Here is a 20,654-nt window from a genome sequence, read left to right on the forward strand (position 1 = left end):
CAAAGATTCGATTATTTTTTCACATCGTCTTTATCATTAAGAATAGCGAGTTCATCCCAAATAGCGTCGATACGCGCGGTGACTTCTGGATCTTTCACAATCGGACGTCCCCATTCACGCTGCGTTTCACCCGGCCATTTGTTGGTCGCATCCATCCCCATTTTTGAGCCGAGGCCCGACACCGGGGAGGCGAAATCAAGATAATCAATCGGGGTATTCTCCACCAGAACCGTATCCCGCGCGGGATCCATCCGGGTGGTGATCGCCCAAATCACGTCGTTCCAGTCGCGGGCATTGACGTCATCGTCGCACACAATCACAAACTTGGTGTACATGAACTGACGCAGGAATGACCAGACGCCCATCATCACGCGTTTCGCATGGCCAGCATACTGCTTCTTCATGGTAACGACAGCCAGACGGTAGGAGCAACCCTCAGGCGGCAGATAGAAATCAACAATTTCCGGGAACTGTTTTTTCAGAATCGGCACAAACACTTCATTCAGCGCCACACCCAGTACTGCAGGTTCATCCGGCGGACGGCCAGTGTAGGTCGAATGATAGATGGCATCTTTACGCTGCGTCATGTGCGTAATGGTGAACACCGGGAAGCTATCCACTTCATTATAGTAGCCGGTATGGTCGCCATAAGGGCCTTCCGGTGCCATTTCACCCGGTTCGATATACCCTTCCAGCACAATTTCGGCGCTGGCCGGTACTTCCAGATCGTTGGAAATACATTTCACCACTTCCGTTTTGTTGCCACGCAACAACCCGGCAAAGGCATATTCAGAAAGCGTATCGGGAACCGGCGTCACAGCACCCAGGATCGTGGCCGGATCCGCACCCAGCGCCACGGAAACCGGAAAACGCTGGCCCGGATTCTGCTGGCACCATTCCTGGAAATCGAGCGCGCCGCCGCGATGGGACAACCAGCGCATGATCACTTTATTTTTACCCAACACCTGCTGGCGATAAATACCCAGATTCTGACGCGACTTGTTCGGGCCACGGGTAACAGTCAGGCCCCAGGTGATAAGCGGCGCGGCATCTTCCGGCCAGCACTGCATCACCGGAATTTTGGTGATATCGACCGCATCGCCTTCCCAAATCTGCTGCTGACAAGGTGCGGAATGCAGCACCTTGGTTGGCATGTTCAGCACCTGTTTAAACATCGGCGCTTTGTCGTATAAATCACGAAATCCGCGCGGCGGCTCGGGCTCTTTCAAAAACGCCAGTAATTCACCCACTTCCCGCAACGCACTGACATCTTCTTTGCCCATGCCCATCGCCACACGTTGAGGTGTACCGAATAAATTGCACAGGACCGGCATGTCGTAGCCTTTTGGATTTTCGAACAAAAGCGCCGGACCCCCTGCACGCAGGGTACGATCGGCAATTTCGGTCATTTCCAGATAAGGGTCAACTGACTGGCTAATGCGTTTCAGTTGGCCTCTCTTTTCGAGTAACGAGAGGAAGTCACGTAAATCACGGTATTTCATGCTGATTCTGAGTCGCCGGGTTGAAGGAGAGCATTATAGAGCCTCTCCGGAGTTGTTGCTGCTTTTTTGTTATCAGCAGGTTTGTTATCAGTAAATTTTTGACGGGTAAGTAAAGTCTGATAACCCAAAAGCAGTATAACCGTCAGCCCGGCTATTGCTGGTCTGACGGTGCGCAAGTGATATCGCGAAGACAATCACAGGCAGTTAAAAGGCACCAGAGGCTGAATCGCCTGAGTATCCTGATATTCCTGTGTATCCTGCCCGTGACGGAAAACCTTAAATCCCTGATTTTTAGCACTGAAGTAACTCAGACTGTTGCCGGACACCTGTAACAGGCTGCCTTCACGCAACGCAATCACTGATTCAGACGGGTTAACCGCGCAGAATTCTGCAATGCGCTCATCGCGGGTTTCCCCCATATGGCCGCTTAAGTGAGCATCAATGTAATGCGGATTGATTTGCACCGGGAACAGGCCCAGAGATGGCAGAACCACAGAGTTGCGAACAGGCATATCATTGGTGGTACGGATACTTGGCGTAGCGACATTACAGCCCGCGCTCCAGCCGATATAAGGCACATTGCGCTCACGCACTGCACGCTGAATCGGCACGATCAGGCTGTGTTCATGCAGCATCTGATTAAGCATCCAGGTATTCCCGCCGCTGATCAAAATGCATTGCGCGCCGGCAATGGCCTCTGCAGGTTTTTTTGCATGATGAATGCTGGTGACGTTAATGCCTAACGCATCAGAAAGTTCCAAGGCACGGGCATCGTAATCACTGCGGATCAGGGCGTAGGGGATCAGGACGGCAGAGGTAATCTTGTGTGCCTGAAACATAGTCTGGATGCGCGCTTTAGCGTAACCCAGTAACTCAGATTCACCTGAAAGTTTACCGTTACTCAGTAAGAACAGCTCCATGAGACTTCTCCTGATAAAATAGGATTAATAGAGGGGATAAGAACGCGCTTTTCTCCGATAATAAAAGATAACGGGTCGACAATCAGCAAACGTCTGCAAAGACTTGCACTGTCTGTATCTCATGAGCGGCTTTTGGTATGCTGCCCCGCTCGACGCTTTTATGTGGGAAACTATGGAATCCTGGTATTTACTCTATTGCAAACGTGGTCAGCTTCTTCGCGCAAAAGAACATCTTGAGCGCCAGAACGTTAACTGCCTGACGCCGATGATCACCCTGGAAAAACTGGTCCGGGGACGCCGCACTGCGGTCAGCGAGCCACTGTTTCCGAATTACATGTTCGTCGAGTTCGACCCTGAGCGGATCCATACCACGACGATCAACGCAACGCGTGGTGTCAGCCACTTCATCCGCTTTGGCGCGAAACTGGCCACCGTGCAGCCTGATGTCATTAAACAATTGATGGAACCGCCATCAATTGAAGTCCGTGATCCTGATACGCCATATGAAGGCGATCATGTGGTGATTACCGACGGGATTTTTGCCGGTATCGAAGCGATTTACACTGAACCGGACGGCGAGGCACGTTCGCTGCTGATGCTTAACCTCATCAACCAGCCGGTTCGTCAGAGCATCGAAAATACGCACTTCCAAAAAATCTGACCGGCCTTTCCGCTGTATTGAATGGAAGCTGCCGATAGTAAAAAGGCACCGCTGAACGGTGCCTTTTTACTGCGTTCATCTGCGTAACGGGAGGGCAAAAAGTTTACGCGCATTGTCATCGGTAATGTCCGCCAGCCACTGAGGATCCTCCCCACGCCAAAGGGCCGCCTGCTTCACGATATGCGGCAGGAAAGCCGGTTCATTGCGACGGTTTTTCGGTTTGTTTTCCATATCACGCGGCAGTAAATATGGCGCATCGGTTTCCAGCATCAACCTGTCCGCCGGGATCAGTGGCAGCATTTCACGCAGTTCCAGCCCGCGACGTTCATCGCATACCCAACCGGTAATACCAATCGACAGTCCAAGAGATAAATACAACTCAAGCTCCTGACGGGTGCCGGTGAAACAATGAACCACGCCGCCCGGTAAACCGGACAGCCACGGTTTCAGCAACGCGGCAAAGCGCTCACCGGCATCGCGGCAGTGCAGAAATACCGGTAACTGTAGCTCTTTCGCCAGCGCCAGCTGCGCGGTAAAAGCCGCTTCCTGGAGATCTGCCGGCGAAAAGTTACGATTAAAATCCAGCCCGCATTCACCGATGGCAACAACATTGGGTAATACTGCGAGTTCGCGGATACCGGCTTCAACCTGCGTATTCCAGGCACTTGCCTGATGCGGATGTACACCCGCCGTCGACCAGCAAAAATCAGGATGCTCATCCGCCATTTTCTGCGCTTCGACACTTTCCTGCGCTGACGTTCCGGTGATCAACATGCCGCTCAGACCGGCAGCTCTGGCTCTTTCCACCACTTGCGGACGGTCTTTATCGAACTGACTGCTGGTGAGATTAATACCAATTTCAAACATGGGAAGTCCTGAAACAGAAACCGCCCAAACAAGGGCGGTTTTTAAAAACGAAAGATTTTTTACGCAGGCTGATCCGGATCGGTCTCGTTATCGACATCCGACCGGCGGCGACCTCCGACGTAGAAACGGGCAAAGAACACACCGATTTCAAACAAGAGATACATCGGAATGGCCAGCAACGTTTGCGAGAATACATCCGGCGGTGTTAACAACATCCCGACCACAAAAGCCCCGACCAGCACATATGGACGTTTCTTTTTCAGGTCTTCCGGTGTCGTTACACCACTCCAGCAAAGCAACACAATCGCGATAGGCACTTCGAAGGAGACGCCAAACGCCATAAACAACGCCATCACGAAATCGAGATAGTTGTTAATGTCGGTGGCTATCTGCACGCCAGCCGGTGCAGTTTTCGCAAAGAAAGCGAACGCCAGCGGGAACACCACGAAATAAGCAAACGCCACACCGAGATAAAATAACGCAGAGCTTGAGAACAGCAACGGCATCATGAGGCGACGTTCGTGTTTGTAGAGTGCCGGTGCCACAAATGCCCAGACCTGATACAAAATGAAGGGCGCAGAGACAAACACCGAGACGATCATGGTCAGTTTGATAGGCGTAAAGAACGGCGACGCAACGTCAGTCGCAATCATGCTCGCGCCCAGCGGCATTTGCTTGATCAGCGGCGAAGCCACCAGCTGATAGATGTCATTTGCAAAATAAACCAGCGCTAAAAACACCACAATAATGCAAATAATGGCATTCAGCAGACGCTTACGCAGCTCAATCAAATGGCTGATAAGAGGTTGAGTATCTTCAACGGCCATGTTTAGCGCTCACCTGTCTTTTGAGTTGATGAAGCCGGTTTAACCGGTACTGCGTGTTCAGCAACAGGTGCTTCAACAGCTACGGTTTTCACCGCCGGTGTAACCTCAACAGCAGCGTCAGCAGCGGATTCGGACGTTTTTTCCAGCGTCACGGCCGCAGCATGTGCCGTTTTATTCGATGCCAGCGCAGCATCAACTGCACTTTGCGGTGCAGCGGCTGGCGCAGAAACCACATGGTCAGCAGCAGCAGGAGAGACGCCTGCATCATGATGCGCTTCAGCTTCATCCAGAACAGGGTTGTGGATGGTGTTGCCTTCCGCTTTGGCTTCTTCCACGGCTTTCTCTGCAGGATTCAATCCTGAATTGATCGACTGCTTCATAGACTCTGCGGCTTCTTTCAGCTCGTCCATAGACGCTTTGATTTCTGGCGTGAGACTCTTCAGACCGGCTTCTTCGGCTTTCTTCAGGCTATCCTGCAATTCCTGGAGTTTCAGTTCCTGCGATAATTCGCTCTGAACTGAAGCAGCCATTGCACGAAGCGTACGGATCCAGCCTGCTACTGTTCTGACTGCTACAGGTAAACGCTCGGGCCCGAGGACAACCAGGCCAATCACCAATACCAGCAGCAGTTCACTAAATCCAATATCGAACACGGCTTATACCTGCTCTTTGTTTTGGCTCTTGGTGTCTTCTGCTTTCGCTTCTGGCTTGCTTTCAACAGACTTTGCGACGAAATCAGCATCCGTAGGAGACACATCAGCGTCTTTAGTTTTTGACTGGCTGTCGTCGTCACTCATGGCTTTTTTGAAGCCTTTGATGGAAGCACCCAGATCAGAACCCAGACCACGCAGTTTCTTCGTACCGAACAGCAGTACCACAAGAACAACGAGGATCAGGATTTTTGTAATACTAATACCACCCATTATTTTCACCTCAAACAGGAAGGAACGATATTCATTGCCGTCCGCAAACGGCATTCGATTTAAAACAATTTGCTTAGCTGGCGCGCTTCCATCCGATTAACCAGGAAACAACACCGGCTGCCATCAGGCAAGCGGGATAAATCTTAACGCCGCCTAACAGTAAGAGGGTTCCGCTCAACAACAGCGTGGCACCCATTCCCAACAAATAACGAGACTGCCCCTGACGGGAACTCTGGTTATGGATCTGGGAGGAGAGTTTCTCAATGTTGTATTGCAACAGCTTGTGCTGATTCAGGCTCTGATAAACCAAATCAGGCAGTTCAGGCATTTTCTCAACCCAGAACGGCGCACGCTCTTTCAGTGCGCGGATCATCGCCGGCAGACCGACCTGATCACGAACCCAGCTTTCGAGGAAAGGTTTCGCCGTTGTCCACAAATCCAGTTGAGGATAAAGCTGACGCCCGAGGCCTTCGACATACAACAGTGTTTTTTGCAACAACACCAGTTGAGGCTGAACCTCCATATTAAAACGGCGAGCCGTATTAAACAGATTTAACAATACGTTACCGAAGGAAATATCCGCCAGAGGTTTCTCAAAAATCGGTTCACACACTGTCCGGATCGCAAATTCGAATTCTTCGACGTTGGTATCACGCGGGACCCAGCCGGAATCGACATGCAATTCAGCCACTTTGCGGTAATCGCGATTAAAGAACGCGATGAAATTCTCCGCCAGATAGCGCTTGTCTTCCTTATTGAGCGAACCCACTATGCCGCAATCAATCCCAATGTAGCAAGGGTCTTCAGGCGTTTCGTAGCTAACGAAAATGTTGCCCGGATGCATATCTGCATGGAAGAAACTGTCGCGAAAAACCTGAGTGAAGAAGACCTGCACGCCACGTTCTGCCAGCAACTTCATATTGGTACCCTGTTTTTTCAGCGCTTCAATATCGGAAACCGGGATCCCGTAAATGCGTTCCATCACCATCAGTTGTTCGCTGCAATAGTCCGGATACACTTCCGGCACATACAGCATCGGGCTGCCTTCAAAGTTACGGCGAAGCTGAATAGCATTCGCGGCTTCACGTAACAGGTTCAGTTCATCAAGCAGCGTTTTCTCATACTCGCGCACCACTTCACGCGGGCGTAAACGGCGGCCATCTGGCAACAGAATCGGCAGCCAGCCGGCAAGGCGCGACATCAAACGAATATCCGCAATAATGGTCGGTAAAATATCCGGGCGGATAACTTTGAGCACTACCGGTTTGCCGTTTTCTTTCAGGATCGCCGTGTGCACCTGAGCAATAGACGCAGACGCCAGCGGCGTCTGATCGAATTCATCAAACCAGGTTTCCAGCGGGCCACCCAACGCGGCATCGATTTGCTGACGGGCTTTTGCGCCATCAAACGGTGGAACATGGTCCTGAAGCAAAGCCAGCTGATCGGCAATGTGCGGAGGGAAAAGATCGCGGCGTGTCGACATCATCTGACCGAACTTGATCCATACCGGCCCAAGCTGTTCCAGTGCCAGACGCATGCGTTCACCCAACGGCTTTTCTTTATGACGATTAGGTAACCAGAAAAAAAGGTAACGCCCCATTCTCAGCGGCAACGTTAAGCGGATTTTAGGGATCAGTTCGTCAAGGCCGTAGATCAGAAACATGCGGATAATCAGATATAAACGTCGCATTTCCCTAGGCGTCACGGTTTATCCTCCAGTTTTTTGATACGTTTATCCAGCGCATCCAGCTCGCGCACCAGTGCGGAAACCTCATCACTAAACCAGACAACTTCCAGCGGACCGGGTGCCATTTTCCATTCTTCAGTCAGCGTTTGCGCCACATAGCTCTGCTGGTGTCTCAGCCCTTTTTGCAGAAAGCTGAAAGCGCCCTGCACGGCCTGACTCAGGCCCTGAGCCGCAATGTCACCCATATAGGGTGCCAGAAATTCAGCAGGCTCAATTTCCGCCATATCCAGCAATGCAGAAAACTGTTGAACCACGGCGATATCGCCATCAACCACCAGCTCACCACTGCGCATCATTGGCGACAACTGCTGGCGGTCACGTAACTTATGCAGCACTGACAGTTTCGAGGTGACGGTGCAATCTGCCGCACCGTCCCATTGCCCGAGCACATCAATTTTCTGTTCACTGAACACAAACGTCAGCGGTGTACTCAGTTCCTGCAATTCGACACGCAAAACTTTACCGGCCAGACGTGTGCGCGCCGCCTTCATGCTGCGATCTCTGAAAAGCAGGTAATTTAGCGGCGTCTCGATAGCGGCAGTCAGTAACGGCGTTAACAACATCGGCATACTCATATCAGAATTTGAAACCCCGATGTAACGCCACAATGCCGCCAGTCAGATTGTGATAAGTCACATTTTCAAACCCTGCGTCCGCCATCATTCCTTTCAGTGTTTCCTGATCCGGATGCATACGGATTGATTCAGCCAGATACCGGTAGCTTTCAGCATCATGCGCAACCAGCTCACCAATACGCGGTAAAATGTGGAAGGAATAGGTGTCGTAGGCTTTGCTCAGCGGTTTCAGCACCGGTTTGGAGAATTCCAGTACCAGCAGACGACCGCCCGGCTTGAGTACGCGGAACATGGAACGCAGCGCCTTCTCTTTTTCAGTCACGTTACGCAGACCGAATGAGATGGTGATACAGTCAAAATAGTTGTCCGGGAACGGCAGGGCTTCGGCATTCGCCTGAACGTAGCTGACGTTGCCGACGATGCCAAGATTGCGCAGCTTTTCGCGGCCCATCTTCAGCATGGAATCATTGATATCCGCCAGAACGACTTCGCCTTTCTCGCCCACCAGACGGGAGAATTTAGCGGTCAGATCGCCCGTACCACCGGCCAGATCCAGCACACGTTGTCCCTGACGGACACCGCTGCAATCAATAGTGAAGCGTTTCCAGATGCGATGAATACCGAAAGACATCAGGTCATTCATCAAATCATATTTTGCCGCAACGGAATGGAAGACTTCTGCCACCATTTCCTGTTTTTCATCTTTGGCTACTGTACGAAAACCAAAATGGGTGGTTTCCGGCGTCTGCTTTTCCATTATTTATGCCTGCTTTTTCAGTCGAACTCTTGGGGAGAAGTGTATCAGAACCCGTTCGAAAGCCCCATCACCGATGGTGATTCAACATATTGCAAAGATTCACGCATTGAATCACAAACACAGTGCAGGCCCTATGCCTGCTCGTGAGGCGTTAACTCATCCGGGTTACGCGTCTGTTCTTCTTCCGCATCAGAGGTATCGGGCAGAGATGCGGTATTTTCAGGTTCATTTTCCGCTTTCGCTATTTCAGCCAGAGAAGGACTGATAGGCCGTTTAACTTCAACACCCAGCGCGCGGAAACTTTCCACCTGCCCGATAAGATTACCACGGCCTTGCGAGAGTTTATTCATCGCGGATCGATAACTTCCCTGCGCTTTGTCGAGACTTTGCCCCATCGACTCCATGTCATCCACAAACAGCCGCAGTTTGTCGTAAAGACGTGCCGCACGGTCGGCGATACGTTTGGCGTTCTGGCTCTGATGCTCATAGCGCCATAAGTTGCTGATAGTGCGCAGCGCCACCAGCAGGGTCGTCGGGCTGACCAGCATAATATTGTGGCGGAGCGCTTCGCTGATCAATTCAGGCTCACGGTCGATAGCCAGCAGAAAAGCGGGCTCAACGGGAATAAACATCAGCACATAATCGAGGCTGCGCAGACCAGGAAGTTGCTGGTAATCTTTACGCCCGAGCAGGCGGATATGCCCGCGCACCGAGGCAATATGTTCATTGAGTGCCACTTCCCGCTCGCTGTCATCCTCGCTGTTGAAATAGCGCTCATACGCGACCAGCGTCATTTTGGCGTCAATCACCACGTCTTTATTCTGCGGTAACCGTACGACCACATCAGGTTGCATGCGGCTGTTGCTGTCAACCTGCACGCTGACCTGCGTCTGGTATTCATACCCTTCGCGTAAACCGGAGGCCTCGAGCACACGACTCAGCACCACTTCCCCCCAGTTGCCCTGCGTTTTATTGTCGCCTTTCAGGGCCTTGGTCAGGTTGACGGCTTCACGCGCCATCTCCACATTCAGTTGCTGCAGATTGCGGATCTCATGCGCCAGCGTATGTCGCTCACGAGCTTCCTGCCCGAAGCTGTCCTGCACCTGACGGCGAAAACCATCCAGTTGTTCGCGCAACGGCAGCAGTAACTTGTCGAGACTTTGCTTGTTTTGTTCGTCGGCACGACGGCCATTTTGTTCGAAAATCCGGTTAGCCAGATTTTCAAACTGGCTGCTCAGGCGCTGTTCGCTGTTAATCAGCAGACGCTGCTTTTCTTCAGCCGCCATACGGGTTTCATCCAGACGGGTTGAAACCTCACGCAACTCTGCTTCCTGCGCGCTGTTGATTTCCCGCTGCGCACGCAGTTCCTGATTCAGTTGCTCACACTCGTTTTGCCAGTGAGCAAGTAGTTGTAATTTTTCCTGGCTGGCCGCCTGCAGGCTGTGCAGTTTTCGCAACTCAAGTTCAGCCTCACGCAGTTGCTGCTGGCCTGATAGCCGCTCGCTTTTGTGCGTATCATTTTCTGCTTTAACCTGTTCCAGCGATTGTTCCAGCAAACGGCGCTGCGTTTCATACTCCGTCTGCTGTTGCTGTTGTCGCAAACTGGCGATCAGCCAACCTAAGAGTAAGCCCATTAACCCCGCCCCCAGGGCAGTCAGAATGCTGATATCCACGCGATTTCCCTCTTAAAGTCTCTTGCGGCCAAGGTAATGTCAGGCTGTATGGATGTCCAGTCTATTTTCTGTTGCATTGAGCCTTTGCGAGACGTCTTCCAAAAAGGAATTTCTCTGAATTTGCCTCTTGCGATGGTCAGCTGCCGGGAGCAGGATTCAAAACCAGCGGCTCAGCCACTGAATGCCAAAAGCACCAGGCGCCAGAATGCCGAAAGCCCAGATGAGTGCCGATGTCACATTGGCAATCTGGAAATATTTTTGCGGCATACCGCAGATCCCGGCAACCAATGGCACAACAGCACGTAGCGGGCCAAAGAAGCGGCCGATAAAAGCCCCCGGCATGCCCCATTTTTCAAAGAAAGCGTGTCCCCGAACCAACATTTGCGGATGACGGGAGAAAGGCCAGAAGTGACCAACCCGATCCTGATAACGGGCACCAATCCAGTAAGAAAGCCAGTCGCCCAGGAAAGCGCCGGCGGCGGCAGCAGCCCAGATGGGCCAGAACGGAATACCGGTTTCGCCAATCAGCGCGCCGAGTCCCAGCAAGATAAACGTTGCCGGAAGCAGCAGAGAAAGGAATGCCAGAGACTCACCAAAGGCCAGAAAGAAAACGATCGGGGCAGCCCATACCTGATGGGCGCGGATGAAGGTAGTGGTGTACTCAAGAAGGTCATGAACAGTCAAAAATGCAGTTCCTTTTGTCAGAGATCCAGGAGGACGCTCATCAATTATTTCAGATGGATTACTAACATGACCTTAACAGATCTGCTTAGCGGGGCAAAAAAATGGGCCGCCAGAGGCAGCCCGTAGATGTGGTTGTTTTAGTTTTTTAAACGCTGTGCCTTTATGCGATTAAACGCCTTGCTGCTTCGACAACAATCTTCACCGCATGGCTTTCGGTCTTTTTCATGGTTTCCGCATTAGGAATTTCCTGCTGCGTGCGGTTCACGATAACACCGGCAACCATACCTGCGCGCAGGCCCTGGCTGGCACACATGGTCAGCAGAGTCGCAGATTCCATTTCGTAGTTCATGACGCCCATTTCCTGCCACTCTTTCATCGATTCTTTGAAGCGACGGACAACACGGCCGGAGTATGTGTCATAACGTTCCTGACCCGGATAGAAGGTGTCAGAAGAGGCGGTAACGCCAATGTGCGTCGCGGCACCCACGGCTTCTGCCGCTGCAACCAGCGCGGTGGTGCAGGCAAAATCGGCTACTGCAGGGAATTCCATCGGCGCAAAGTGCAGGCTCGCGCCATCAAGACGAACGGCGGCGGTGGTCACCAGCACGTCACCGACATTGATGTGTGGCTGGATCGCGCCGGTTGTGCCGACACGCAGAAAAGTGCGGATCCCCAGTTGCGCCAGTTCTTCAACGGCAATGGAGGTCGAAGGGCCACCAATACCGGTTGAGCAAACAATCACAGATTTGCCGTCAAGTTCAGCACGCCATGAGGTAAATTCGCGGTGGGAGGCCAGACGTACCGGGTTCTCCATCAGTTTGGCAATTTTTTCTACGCGCTCAGGGTCGCCGGGCACAATCGCCAGCGTTGCGCCGTTCAAATCTTTTTTGGCCAGGCCAAGATGGAAAACTTCAGGCTGAGACATAACAAACTCCTCGGTGTGTAAGAACATTTATTGGCAGGAGGAACACCCGGCAACTGTACTGAACATTGTGACGTTATTTCGTGATGGTCGTCACTATGATGTAACAACAGAAAATGCGCTTACATTTAATTTGTTATGAAAGTCACAAATTAAGGCACGAATGAGGAAATTTTAAGCAGGCAATCACCGCTATCGGGGATTGCCTGCTTATAAATTACTGTAAATCAGGCAGGAACAGCATCTGCTGCCGCACTGCGCGACCAGATCCGATGTTTATGCATGTCGTCGAGGAAGGTTTTCAGTAATGCGCCTTCGGCTTTTTCGCCTTCGACAACGCCCTCTTCCGGCACTCCATCCGTCAGCCCCAGCAACGATTTGAAGCGGCGCGCATCACCGCTTAGGCCCACCACTTTCAGGTGCTTGTAGGCTTCGAGCACGTAATGCCGCGCATCACCATTCATCAGCAGTGCGTCGATATGCCCGTGCGGAACAATCACTGCATCAACGGTGATGGAAGGCGATCCGGCAAACGTGGCATCAACCGGCAGCGTGGAACCATCATCGGCAGTCACATTGCCTAAATGACTGGCCAGCAGCTTCGGATGAACGCCAGCGGCCTGAAATGCCTGTAAGGTTTCCAGAACATCCGCCGCATTCACACCTTCGCCCAGCAATATCGCGACCTGCCGCCCTTTGATCGTGCCTTTACCGCTGGCATACAAACTCAGTGACGGATCATTTTTCAGCCCGTTAACGGGCTTCGGCGGTTTGATCTTCAGGATTTCAGCGGAAAGGGTAATGCCGAGATTTTTCGCCACTTTCTGCGCCAGCGTCTGATCAACATGCGCCAACAGATCCACTACACGCTCGCGGATATACGGTCGCGCCACCTTTGATAATTCAAATGAGAAGGCGCCGACAATATGATCCTGCTCCGCCGGTGTCTGGCTCAGCCAGAACAGGCGCGGATGGGCATAGTATTCGGCAAATGACGGGCTGCGCTGGCGGATTTTTTCTGCATCAACCCGCTCAGGATAACTTTCAAAACCGCCGCCGGATGCTGCCGGAGGCGTTTCCCTCGGCCAGTTATTGTTGAGGGAGTTCGGCTCGTAATTCGCCGGATTCGTATCAATGTCCTGACGATGCATGCCGTCACGCTGGAAGTTATGGAAAGGACACGTCGGCCGGTTAATCGGAATTTCATGGAAATTAGGCCCGCCAAGACGGCTGATTTGCGTGTCGGTGTAAGAGAACAATCGGCCCTGTAACAGCGGATCATTGGTGAAATCGATGCCCGGCACGATGTGTCCCGGGTGGAATGCGGCCTGCTCAGTTTCGGCAAAGAAATTATCGGGATTACGGTTAAGCACCATTTTGCCGATCAGTTCTACCGGTACCAGTTTTTCAGGGATCAGCTTGGTCGGGTCGAGCAGATCGAAATCAAATTTGAACTCGTCTTCTTCGGGAATCAGCTGAACCCCCAGTTCGTATTCCGGATAATCCCCCGCTTCGATGGCTTCCCACAAATCACGGCGGTGGAAATCGGCATCTTTCCCGGCCAGTTTCTGTGCTTCATCCCATAACAGCGAGGCTTTTCCGGCCAGCGGTTTCCAGTGAAAACGGACAAAAGTGGCTTTCCCTTCTGCATTCACGAAGCGGAAGGTATGAATGCCGAAGCCTTCCATTGTGCGATAACTGCGCGGAATACCACGATCAGACATTGCCCAGAAAACGTTATGTAGCGTTTCCGGTTGCAGGGATACGTAATCCCAGAAGGAATCGTGCGCACTCGCGCCTTGCGGGATTTCGTTGTGCGGCTCGGGTTTGACCGCATGTACAAAGTCAGGGAATTTATGGGCATCCTGAATAAAGAACACTGGCGTATTGTTACCCACCAGATCGTAAATCCCTTCATCCGTATAAAACTTGGTCGCCCAGCCGCGGATATCGCGCACGGTATCTGCCGAGCCACGGGAGCCCTGCACGGTAGAAAATCGCACAAAGACCGGTGTTTTCTGTTCGGGGTCTGAGAGGAAACTGGCTTTAGTCACGTCTTTCATACTGCGGTATGGCTGAAAATAACCGTGCGCCGCTGCACCGCGTGCATGAACGATACGTTCAGGGATGCGCTCATGGTCAAAATGAGTGATTTTTTCGCGAAGGATGAAATCTTCAAGCAGTGTCGGGCCACGGCTTCCGGCTTTCAGCGAGTTCTGATCATCAGCAATTTTGGTGCCCTGATTGGTGGTCAGCGGCTGCTTTTCGCCGTTCTTACGGTGGCGTTCTAATGCATCAAGCTTGGCATTGGTATTTTTCGGACTCTTGGCGCTGCCGGGAGCGGTCGGTTCTTTTCCTGGCGGTGTCGGTTGTGGCGAAGGCTGATAAGCACGATCGCCCGGCGCAAGATCGCCCAGGCCTGGCTGCGAAGACTCAATGCCCGTGGCGGGGGCGCGGCTTACCGATTTGGACTCACTTTTCTGGGTCGTTTTAGCGGGTAATTTTGACATTGAACATAGCTCCTCGACAAAGGTTTCGGGTGTTCTGTGGACGTTCTGTAAATCTTCCATGATGACTTTCCTTATTAACTTTTAACTATAGAACATCTCTTGTGCCTTGCTGTTCATGCTTTCCGGCTATAGTTTTAATCCATAGCCACAGATTTTCGTATGGACACTTGCCTGGAGACCCCCAATGAAAAAAGAAGAATTGCTTACCCTGAAACAGGCTCCGACCAGCTTTGCTCCTGCCGTCACTCCCGTCGCCAGCACCACAATCCACACCGATACCGACGGGCTGCATGCAGGCCAGACCACCATCCCCTCGCAGGGCGAAGATATGCCCGCCTATCTCGCCCGTCCGGAGCACTTCACGGGAAAATTGCCGATCGTGCTGGTGGTGCAGGAGATTTTTGGTGTACACGAACACATTCAGGATATCTGCCGCCGACTGGCGAAGCAGGGTTATCTGGCCATCGCGCCGGAGTTGTATTTCCGCCAGGGTGACCCGCGTGATTACAGCGAAATCAGTGAGCTTTTTGCCAAGCTGGTCAGCAAAGTGCCGGATCAGCAGGTACTTTCCGATCTCGACCACACCGCGCACTGGGCATCACAACATGGCGGGGACATTTCCAAATTAGGCATCACCGGTTTCTGCTGGGGCGGGCGCATTACCTGGCTGTATGCGGCGCACAATCCGCAACTGAAAGCGGGTGTGGCGTGGTACGGCAAACTGGTCGGTGATAAAACGCTGACCAGCCCGTCACAACCGGTTGATCGCGCAGCGGCGCTGGATGCACCGGTGCTGGGTTTGTATGGCGGGGAAGATTCGAGCATTCCGCTGGATACCATTGAAACCATGCGCCAGGCCATTCGCGCAGCCAATGCCACGGCGGAAATCGTGGTATATCCCGAAGCGGGCCACGCGTTTAACGCCGATTATCGCCCGAGTTACCATGCAGAAGCCGCCGCTGACGGCTGGCAACGGATGCTGGCATTCTTTGCTCAGTACGGTGTGAAGTAAAAAGTACGCGGTGAAGTAAATTAAGGTGTGAAAAACGACAAAGCCCGACAGGTTTTCCTGTCGGGCTTTTTACGCAACGTTAGCCGATTACAGTGACAGTTGCCCGAAGGCACCCTGCCAGTCCTGTTCAAATTTATCGACAGCCGCCTGTACGGCGGGCGCACTGATAAATTGCTCCGCTACGTCAACCGGAAGAGTGACCGACTGGCAACCTGCCAGCAGACAGGCCAGCACCTGACGCGATGTTTTAAAACTGGCGGCCAGCACTTTGGCATGCGGCGCATGCAGGGACAGCAATTGCTGCAACTCCGTCACCATGGCAATGCCATCACCGCCCTGGGCATCCACCCGGTTCACGTAAGGCGCCACATATTCTGCACCAGCCAGCGCCGACAGCAACCCCTGCCCGGCACCATACACCGCAGTGCCCAGCGTCGGGATTTTACGGGTACGCAGGATCTTAATCGCTGCCAGCCCGGCGGCGGTTACCGGCACTTTGACCACCAGACCCGGCACACGGGAATGCAGCAATTCAGCTTCTTCCACCATCTGCTCAGTTTGATTCGCCAGCACCTGTGCAAACAGTTTCCCTTCACCCCCTAATGCATCACGAAGCGCGGGCAAGACCTCCCACAGGGAAGTGTGCGATGTAGCGACAATGCTCGGATTAGTGGTCACGCCCTGCAACGGCAAAATCCGCGATAAACGTTTTACTGCACTGATATCAGCCGTATCCAGATAAAGTTCCATACCCTCTCCTGTCAGAGTTCCAGTTCTTGTTTAAGCAGCGCTTCAATCTGCGCGGCTGTCGTCGAATGCATCAGTGCATCGCGGAAACTGTCGTGCATGATCCGTCGCGCCAGCTTTGAGAAAATCCGCATATGCTGGTCGCCTGCGGCATGTTTATTCAGCGTCAGCATGATCACAAACTGTGCTTCTTCATCGCCCCACTGCACCGGTTGCGCAAGTTTCGCGACACTGATCGTCGATTGTTCAATGTGCTCTGATTTAGTGTGCGGTATCGCAAAGCCGAAACCGAGACCGGTGGAAAATACGGCTTCACGCGCCCAGACATCAGCGGCGAGTTTGCGCGGATAACGGCAACGTCCGGCCAGCATCAGGTTATCCACCATGCCTTTAATCACTTCTTCTTTACTGCGCCAGTCGGGATTAAGCACCACACATTCCGCCGTAATCAGTGGCGCATCGTTGACCGCCATCCTGAACTGCGCCAGCAGGTGTTCGACTTCCAGCGAAGTGCGACACTGCATGGCGCGGTTAAGCAGCAGGCGACATTCGCGGCTGTCGAGTTTTGCCAGACGCGCTTTGGTTACCGGAACCGACGGTGCACTCATGCTGATTTCATCGAGCCCCAGTCCGGCCAGCAGCGGCAACACCGAGCCTTTCGCCCCCAGCTCGCCGCATAAGCCAATCCATTTACCATGACGATGCACTTCGCGCACGACGTGGTCGAGGCCGCGCAGGAAGGCAGGATTCAGGCTGTTGTAATGGCGGGTCACTTTCGCATTATCACGGTCAACCGCCAGCAGATACTGCGTCAGGTCATTGCTGCCGATGCTAAAGAAATCAATCTCTTCGCAGCACTGATCGATGATGAACATGACTGATGGCACTTCCAGCATGATCCCCAGCTGAATTTTTTCATCGAAAGGAACCTGCTCGCTGCGCAGCGACTGTTTGGCTTCCGCCAGCTTCTCTTTCACCCATAAGATCTCTTCCATCGATGAGATCATCGGGATCATGATTTTCAGCGATCCGTGCGCCGAAGCGCGCAGGATCGAACGCAACTGCGTATGGAATAACGGCAGAAATTCCTGATAAATACGCACGGCGCGATAACCGAGGAACGGGTTGTTTTCGGCAGGAATATTCAGATAATGAACCGGCTTATCACCCCCGATATCCATGGTGCGGATAATGATGGTTTTGCCGTTGGCCGCCTCCGTAGCCTGACAATAGATGTTGTACAACTCATCTTCGGAAGGAGCGCTGGCGCGATCCATATACAGCATTTCTGTACGGAACAACCCGACGGCCTCTGCACCGTGACCAAACGCCGCGCTGGCTTCAACCGGGTGGGCAATATTGGCCGCCACTTCAAGACGCACGCCATCGGCGGTGTATCCCGGTTTATCGAGATATTCGCTTTGCTGTCCGCGCAACGCCTGATGCACTGCCTGTTCCTGACGATAATAGCGGCGTACCGGCTCGCTGAGGACACAGGCAATCAGCCCGAGATCGCCATCGATCTGCACATCCTGTTGTAAGTAGGCCTGAAGCGGCTGCGGATCCACACCAACGAGAGCAGGAACATTGAACGATCGGGCGAGGATCACGGTATGCGACGTACTGCCCCCGCTGCCAAGCAACAGACCTTTAAGATGTGTTTTATCCAGACCGAGAAACTGGCTTGGCGTCAGTTCATCTGCCAGACAAATACTGGCTTCGCTCAGTGCCTGCTGAGAAGGAAAGCGCTCCTCGCCATAGATTTGCTGCAAAAGCTGGAAGCTGACATCACGGATATCGAGTTCGCGTTCCCGCAAATAGGCACTGGACGATTGTGTGAGCTGCACGCTGAAATGCGCGGCGGTATCGACAATGCTTTGCGCACAACTCAGGCCTTGCGCCACGCGGCTCAGCAAAGCTTCGCGCAGGCTGTTATCACGCAGCAAAGAACGGTGCGCCTCCAGCACCGCCGTGATCGTCCCGCTGCCCGCCATCAGTTGTAATTCGAGAGATTTTTCAAGCTGTGCCAGCCCGGCGGAAAGCAGACTTTGTTCTTTATCTTTCCCCTGAGATTCCGGTAAATCCCTGAGCGTCGCCAGATTTACACTGGACAGACTGACCAGTTTCCCCAGCGCGCAGCCCTCACTGACTGAACGGGCGCGGAAAACCAGCGGAGAAAGATGCATCAGAGATTCAGGAAGCGGCTCAAGTTCAGCGTTTTCATCATGTTCAGGCAGGGCTTCATCGCAATAAGGAAGCTGATGTTCAATGAAATGCGCCAGCGCCGCATGCGCGGCATCTTCGTCATTCCCTTCGATGGTCACGTGACATTCATCGTTAAACAGAATATCGGCACCAATCAGTGAAAGAACACTTTTACCATCGGCAATACGATCCGTGCGCCCATTGTGCCACTCAAATGCAGACCTGAAACCGTTGCACAGCGTTTCAATATGGCTGGCCGGGCGGGCGTGAACACCATTTACCAACATGCAGGTGAAGCTCAACTTCTTGGTCATTTCTGAATCCTCATCCCTAATTCCGGTGTAATGCACCGGCTCCTTGCAGAATAAGAGTCAGGCGGCTCCGATAGCTACCAGACAAAAATGACAAACACTGGATAAATGTAATATCAATTGTTTTTTGCGAGGCAGCTCACACTGCAAAGATGCGCAGAAATCTCGCATTATTTCGGGTTATTTGAACCTGCTCGCATTTTTGGGAGGACATTACAAAAGTCCAGTAAAACACAAATTTGTCCACTATGAGTGCCCCGGTCAGCAGCCTATTGTTGAGGTCGATAGCCTTTCTGTATCTGCGGTTTTTGAAATGAAACCCCTGATATTTGCGATTTTCAGCCCGACACCGGTTTCGTGGAGTTCATCATGAAAGATTTACTCAATATTCTAAAAAATACCCGCCAGCATCTGATGACTGGCGTGTCTCATATGATCCCCTTTGTGGTCGCGGGCGGCATTCTGCTGGCGGTTTCCGTGATGTTGTATGGCAAAGGTGCCGTACCGGATGCCGCGACGGACCCGAACCTGAAAAAGCTGTTTGATATCGGCGTCGCCGGTTTAACCCTGATGGTGCCTTTTCTGGCAGCTTATATCGGTTATTCCATCTCCGACCGTTCCGCCCTCGCCCCTTCGGCGATCGGTGCCTGGGTCGGCGCGTCATTCGGCGCAGGCTTTTTTGGCGCGATCATCGCCGGTCTGCTGGGCGGCATTATCGTCTTCTATCTTAAGAAGATCCGCGTACCGAAGATCCTGCGCTCGGTGATGCCGATCTTCGTGATCCCGATTATTGGTACGCTGCTGACAGCGGGGGTCATGATGTGGGGACTGGGCGAACCGGTTGGTCTGCTGACCACCTCCCTGACTCACTGGCTGCAAGGCATGCAACAAGGCAGCATTGTTGTGCTCGCCATCATCATGGGGCTGATGCTGGCCTTCGACATGGGCGGGCCGGTGAATAAAGTCGCCTACGCTTTCATGCTGATTTGCGTAGCGCAGGGCGTGTATACCGTGGTGGCAATTGCCGCCGTGGCTATCGCGACACCGCCGCTGGGGCTGGGTTTTGCCACGCTGATTGGCCGTAAATACTATTCCACCGAAGAGCGCGAGGCGGGCAAAGCCGCCATGCTGATGGGCTGCGTCGGTATCACCGAAGGTGCCATACCTTTTGCCGCCGCTGACCCGCTGCGCGTCATTCCTTCCATCATGTTCGGTTCTGCTTGTGCGGCGGTGACTGCCGCCCTGGTGGGTGCGCAATGCTACGCTGGCTGGGGCGGGCTGATTGTGCTGCCGGTTGTGCAGGGAAAACTGGGGTATATCGGCGCGCTGCTGGTTGGCATGGTTGTCACCGCATTGTGCGTCAACACGCTGAAATATCTGGCCGCCAAAAAACAGTCGGCAAAAAGACGTCAGGAATCTGACCTTGATCTGGACTTCGAAATTAACTGATATCTCTGCAAAAAACAGAAGGAAACATCATGACTCACATTATTGCTGTTACTGCCTGCCCGTCCGGTGTTGCTCACACTTACATGGCCGCCGAAGCCATTGAACGCGCCGCCAGGGCCAAAGGCTGGGAATGCAAGGTGGAAACGCAGGGTTCAATCGGTCTGGAAAACGAACTGACACCGGAAGATGTGGCTGCGGCAGACATCGTGATCCTGACCAAAGACATCGGCATCAAACAGGAGGAGCGTTTCAAAGGCAAAGTGACGGTGCGCGTCGCCATCAGCGATGCCGTAAAACGCGCGGATGCCATCATGGAAAAAATCGCAGCACACCTTGCCAAAGCTGCCGTCACGGATTGACCC

General features: G+C 52.9%; 19 protein-coding genes. 4 read left to right on the plus strand and 15 right to left on the minus strand.

Annotated elements, in window-relative coordinates; genetic code table 11:
* Positions 1 to 11: 11 nt before the first annotated feature.
* Both ubiD and pepE read right to left on the minus strand, forming a co-directional pair.
* On the minus strand, positions 12 to 1,502 hold the full coding sequence (gene ubiD / locus RAHAQ2_RS20555; protein ID WP_015699053.1) for a 4-hydroxy-3-polyprenylbenzoate decarboxylase: 1,491 nt from the start codon (positions 1,500 to 1,502) through the stop codon (positions 12 to 14).
* 194 nt (positions 1,503 to 1,696) lie between these two features.
* A complete protein-coding gene (pepE, locus tag RAHAQ2_RS20560) occupies positions 1,697 to 2,422 on the minus strand; it encodes a dipeptidase PepE (RefSeq protein WP_015699054.1) in 726 nt (241 codons plus the stop codon).
* A 172-nt stretch (positions 2,423 to 2,594) separates the two neighbouring features.
* Here pepE and rfaH point away from each other — a divergent pair, with 172 nt between their 5' ends.
* A complete protein-coding gene (rfaH, locus tag RAHAQ2_RS20565) occupies positions 2,595 to 3,083 on the plus strand; it encodes a transcription/translation regulatory transformer protein RfaH (RefSeq protein ID WP_193785488.1) in 489 nt (162 codons plus the stop codon).
* 75 nt (positions 3,084 to 3,158) lie between these two features.
* Here rfaH and tatD read toward each other — a convergent pair whose 3' ends face one another.
* The 11 genes from tatD to katE form a co-directional block, all read right to left on the minus strand.
* A complete protein-coding gene (gene tatD / locus RAHAQ2_RS20570) occupies positions 3,159 to 3,950 on the minus strand; it encodes a 3'-5' ssDNA/RNA exonuclease TatD (protein ID WP_015699056.1) in 792 nt (263 codons plus the stop codon).
* A gap of 59 nt (positions 3,951 to 4,009) precedes the next feature.
* Positions 4,010 to 4,777: a Sec-independent protein translocase subunit TatC gene (gene tatC, locus RAHAQ2_RS20575; protein ID WP_013577431.1), complete on the minus strand. Its 768-nt coding sequence runs from the start codon at positions 4,775 to 4,777 to the stop codon at positions 4,010 to 4,012.
* Between the two features lie 2 nt (positions 4,778 to 4,779).
* The gene (tatB, locus tag RAHAQ2_RS20580; protein ID WP_015699057.1) at positions 4,780 to 5,430 is read right to left on the minus strand and encodes a Sec-independent protein translocase protein TatB; all 651 of its coding nucleotides are present in this window, start codon (positions 5,428 to 5,430) and stop codon (positions 4,780 to 4,782) included.
* Between the two features lie 3 nt (positions 5,431 to 5,433).
* On the minus strand, positions 5,434 to 5,700 hold the full coding sequence (tatE, locus tag RAHAQ2_RS20585; protein ID WP_013577433.1) for a twin-arginine translocase subunit TatE: 267 nt from the start codon (positions 5,698 to 5,700) through the stop codon (positions 5,434 to 5,436).
* A gap of 73 nt (positions 5,701 to 5,773) precedes the next feature.
* Positions 5,774 to 7,405, minus strand: coding sequence for a ubiquinone biosynthesis regulatory protein kinase UbiB (ubiB, locus tag RAHAQ2_RS20590; RefSeq protein WP_015699058.1), 1,632 nt, complete (start codon positions 7,403 to 7,405; stop codon positions 5,774 to 5,776).
* A complete protein-coding gene (ubiJ, locus tag RAHAQ2_RS20595) occupies positions 7,402 to 8,010 on the minus strand; it encodes a ubiquinone biosynthesis protein UbiJ (protein ID WP_015699059.1) in 609 nt (202 codons plus the stop codon). The genes ubiB and ubiJ overlap by 4 nt, the downstream gene beginning before the upstream one ends.
* A 13-nt stretch (positions 8,011 to 8,023) precedes the next feature.
* Positions 8,024 to 8,779 (minus strand): bifunctional demethylmenaquinone methyltransferase/2-methoxy-6-polyprenyl-1,4-benzoquinol methylase UbiE, encoded by a 756-nt coding sequence (ubiE, locus tag RAHAQ2_RS20600; RefSeq protein ID WP_013577436.1) that lies wholly within the window; start codon positions 8,777 to 8,779, stop codon positions 8,024 to 8,026.
* Between the two features lie 131 nt (positions 8,780 to 8,910).
* Positions 8,911 to 10,452 (minus strand): DNA recombination protein RmuC, encoded by a 1,542-nt coding sequence (rmuC, locus tag RAHAQ2_RS20605; protein ID WP_015699060.1) that lies wholly within the window; start codon positions 10,450 to 10,452, stop codon positions 8,911 to 8,913.
* A gap of 156 nt (positions 10,453 to 10,608) precedes the next feature.
* A complete protein-coding gene (locus RAHAQ2_RS20610) occupies positions 10,609 to 11,136 on the minus strand; it encodes a DedA family protein (protein WP_015699061.1) in 528 nt (175 codons plus the stop codon).
* 160 nt (positions 11,137 to 11,296) lie between these two features.
* Entirely contained in the window at positions 11,297 to 12,061 is a 765-nt protein-coding gene (gene udp, locus RAHAQ2_RS20615) for a uridine phosphorylase (protein ID WP_015699062.1), read from the minus strand.
* A 224-nt stretch (positions 12,062 to 12,285) separates the two neighbouring features.
* Positions 12,286 to 14,568 (minus strand): catalase HPII, encoded by a 2,283-nt coding sequence (gene katE, locus RAHAQ2_RS20620; protein WP_037040889.1) that lies wholly within the window; start codon positions 14,566 to 14,568, stop codon positions 12,286 to 12,288.
* Positions 14,569 to 14,752: 184 nt separating this feature from the next.
* Between katE and RAHAQ2_RS20625 the strand changes: the two genes are divergently transcribed.
* The gene (locus tag RAHAQ2_RS20625) at positions 14,753 to 15,580 is read left to right on the plus strand and encodes a dienelactone hydrolase family protein (protein WP_015699064.1); all 828 of its coding nucleotides are present in this window, start codon (positions 14,753 to 14,755) and stop codon (positions 15,578 to 15,580) included.
* Positions 15,581 to 15,667: 87 nt separating this feature from the next.
* Here RAHAQ2_RS20625 and fsa read toward each other — a convergent pair whose 3' ends face one another.
* Both fsa and ptsP read right to left on the minus strand, forming a co-directional pair.
* A complete protein-coding gene (fsa, locus tag RAHAQ2_RS20630; protein WP_015699065.1) occupies positions 15,668 to 16,330 on the minus strand; it encodes a fructose-6-phosphate aldolase in 663 nt (220 codons plus the stop codon).
* Between the two features lie 11 nt (positions 16,331 to 16,341).
* Positions 16,342 to 18,846: a phosphoenolpyruvate--protein phosphotransferase gene (gene ptsP / locus RAHAQ2_RS20635; RefSeq protein WP_015699066.1), complete on the minus strand. Its 2,505-nt coding sequence runs from the start codon at positions 18,844 to 18,846 to the stop codon at positions 16,342 to 16,344.
* A gap of 366 nt (positions 18,847 to 19,212) precedes the next feature.
* Here ptsP and RAHAQ2_RS20640 point away from each other — a divergent pair, with 366 nt between their 5' ends.
* The gene (locus RAHAQ2_RS20640) at positions 19,213 to 20,292 is read left to right on the plus strand and encodes a PTS fructose transporter subunit EIIC (protein WP_015699067.1); all 1,080 of its coding nucleotides are present in this window, start codon (positions 19,213 to 19,215) and stop codon (positions 20,290 to 20,292) included.
* A gap of 29 nt (positions 20,293 to 20,321) precedes the next feature.
* Entirely contained in the window at positions 20,322 to 20,651 is a 330-nt protein-coding gene (locus RAHAQ2_RS20645; RefSeq protein ID WP_015699068.1) for a PTS fructose-like transporter subunit IIB, read from the plus strand.
* Positions 20,652 to 20,654: the final 3 nt, after the last annotated feature.

The sequence above is a fragment of the Rahnella aquatilis CIP 78.65 = ATCC 33071 genome, assembly GCF_000241955.1.
In the GTDB taxonomy this organism is placed as follows: domain Bacteria; phylum Pseudomonadota; class Gammaproteobacteria; order Enterobacterales; family Enterobacteriaceae; genus Rahnella; species Rahnella aquatilis.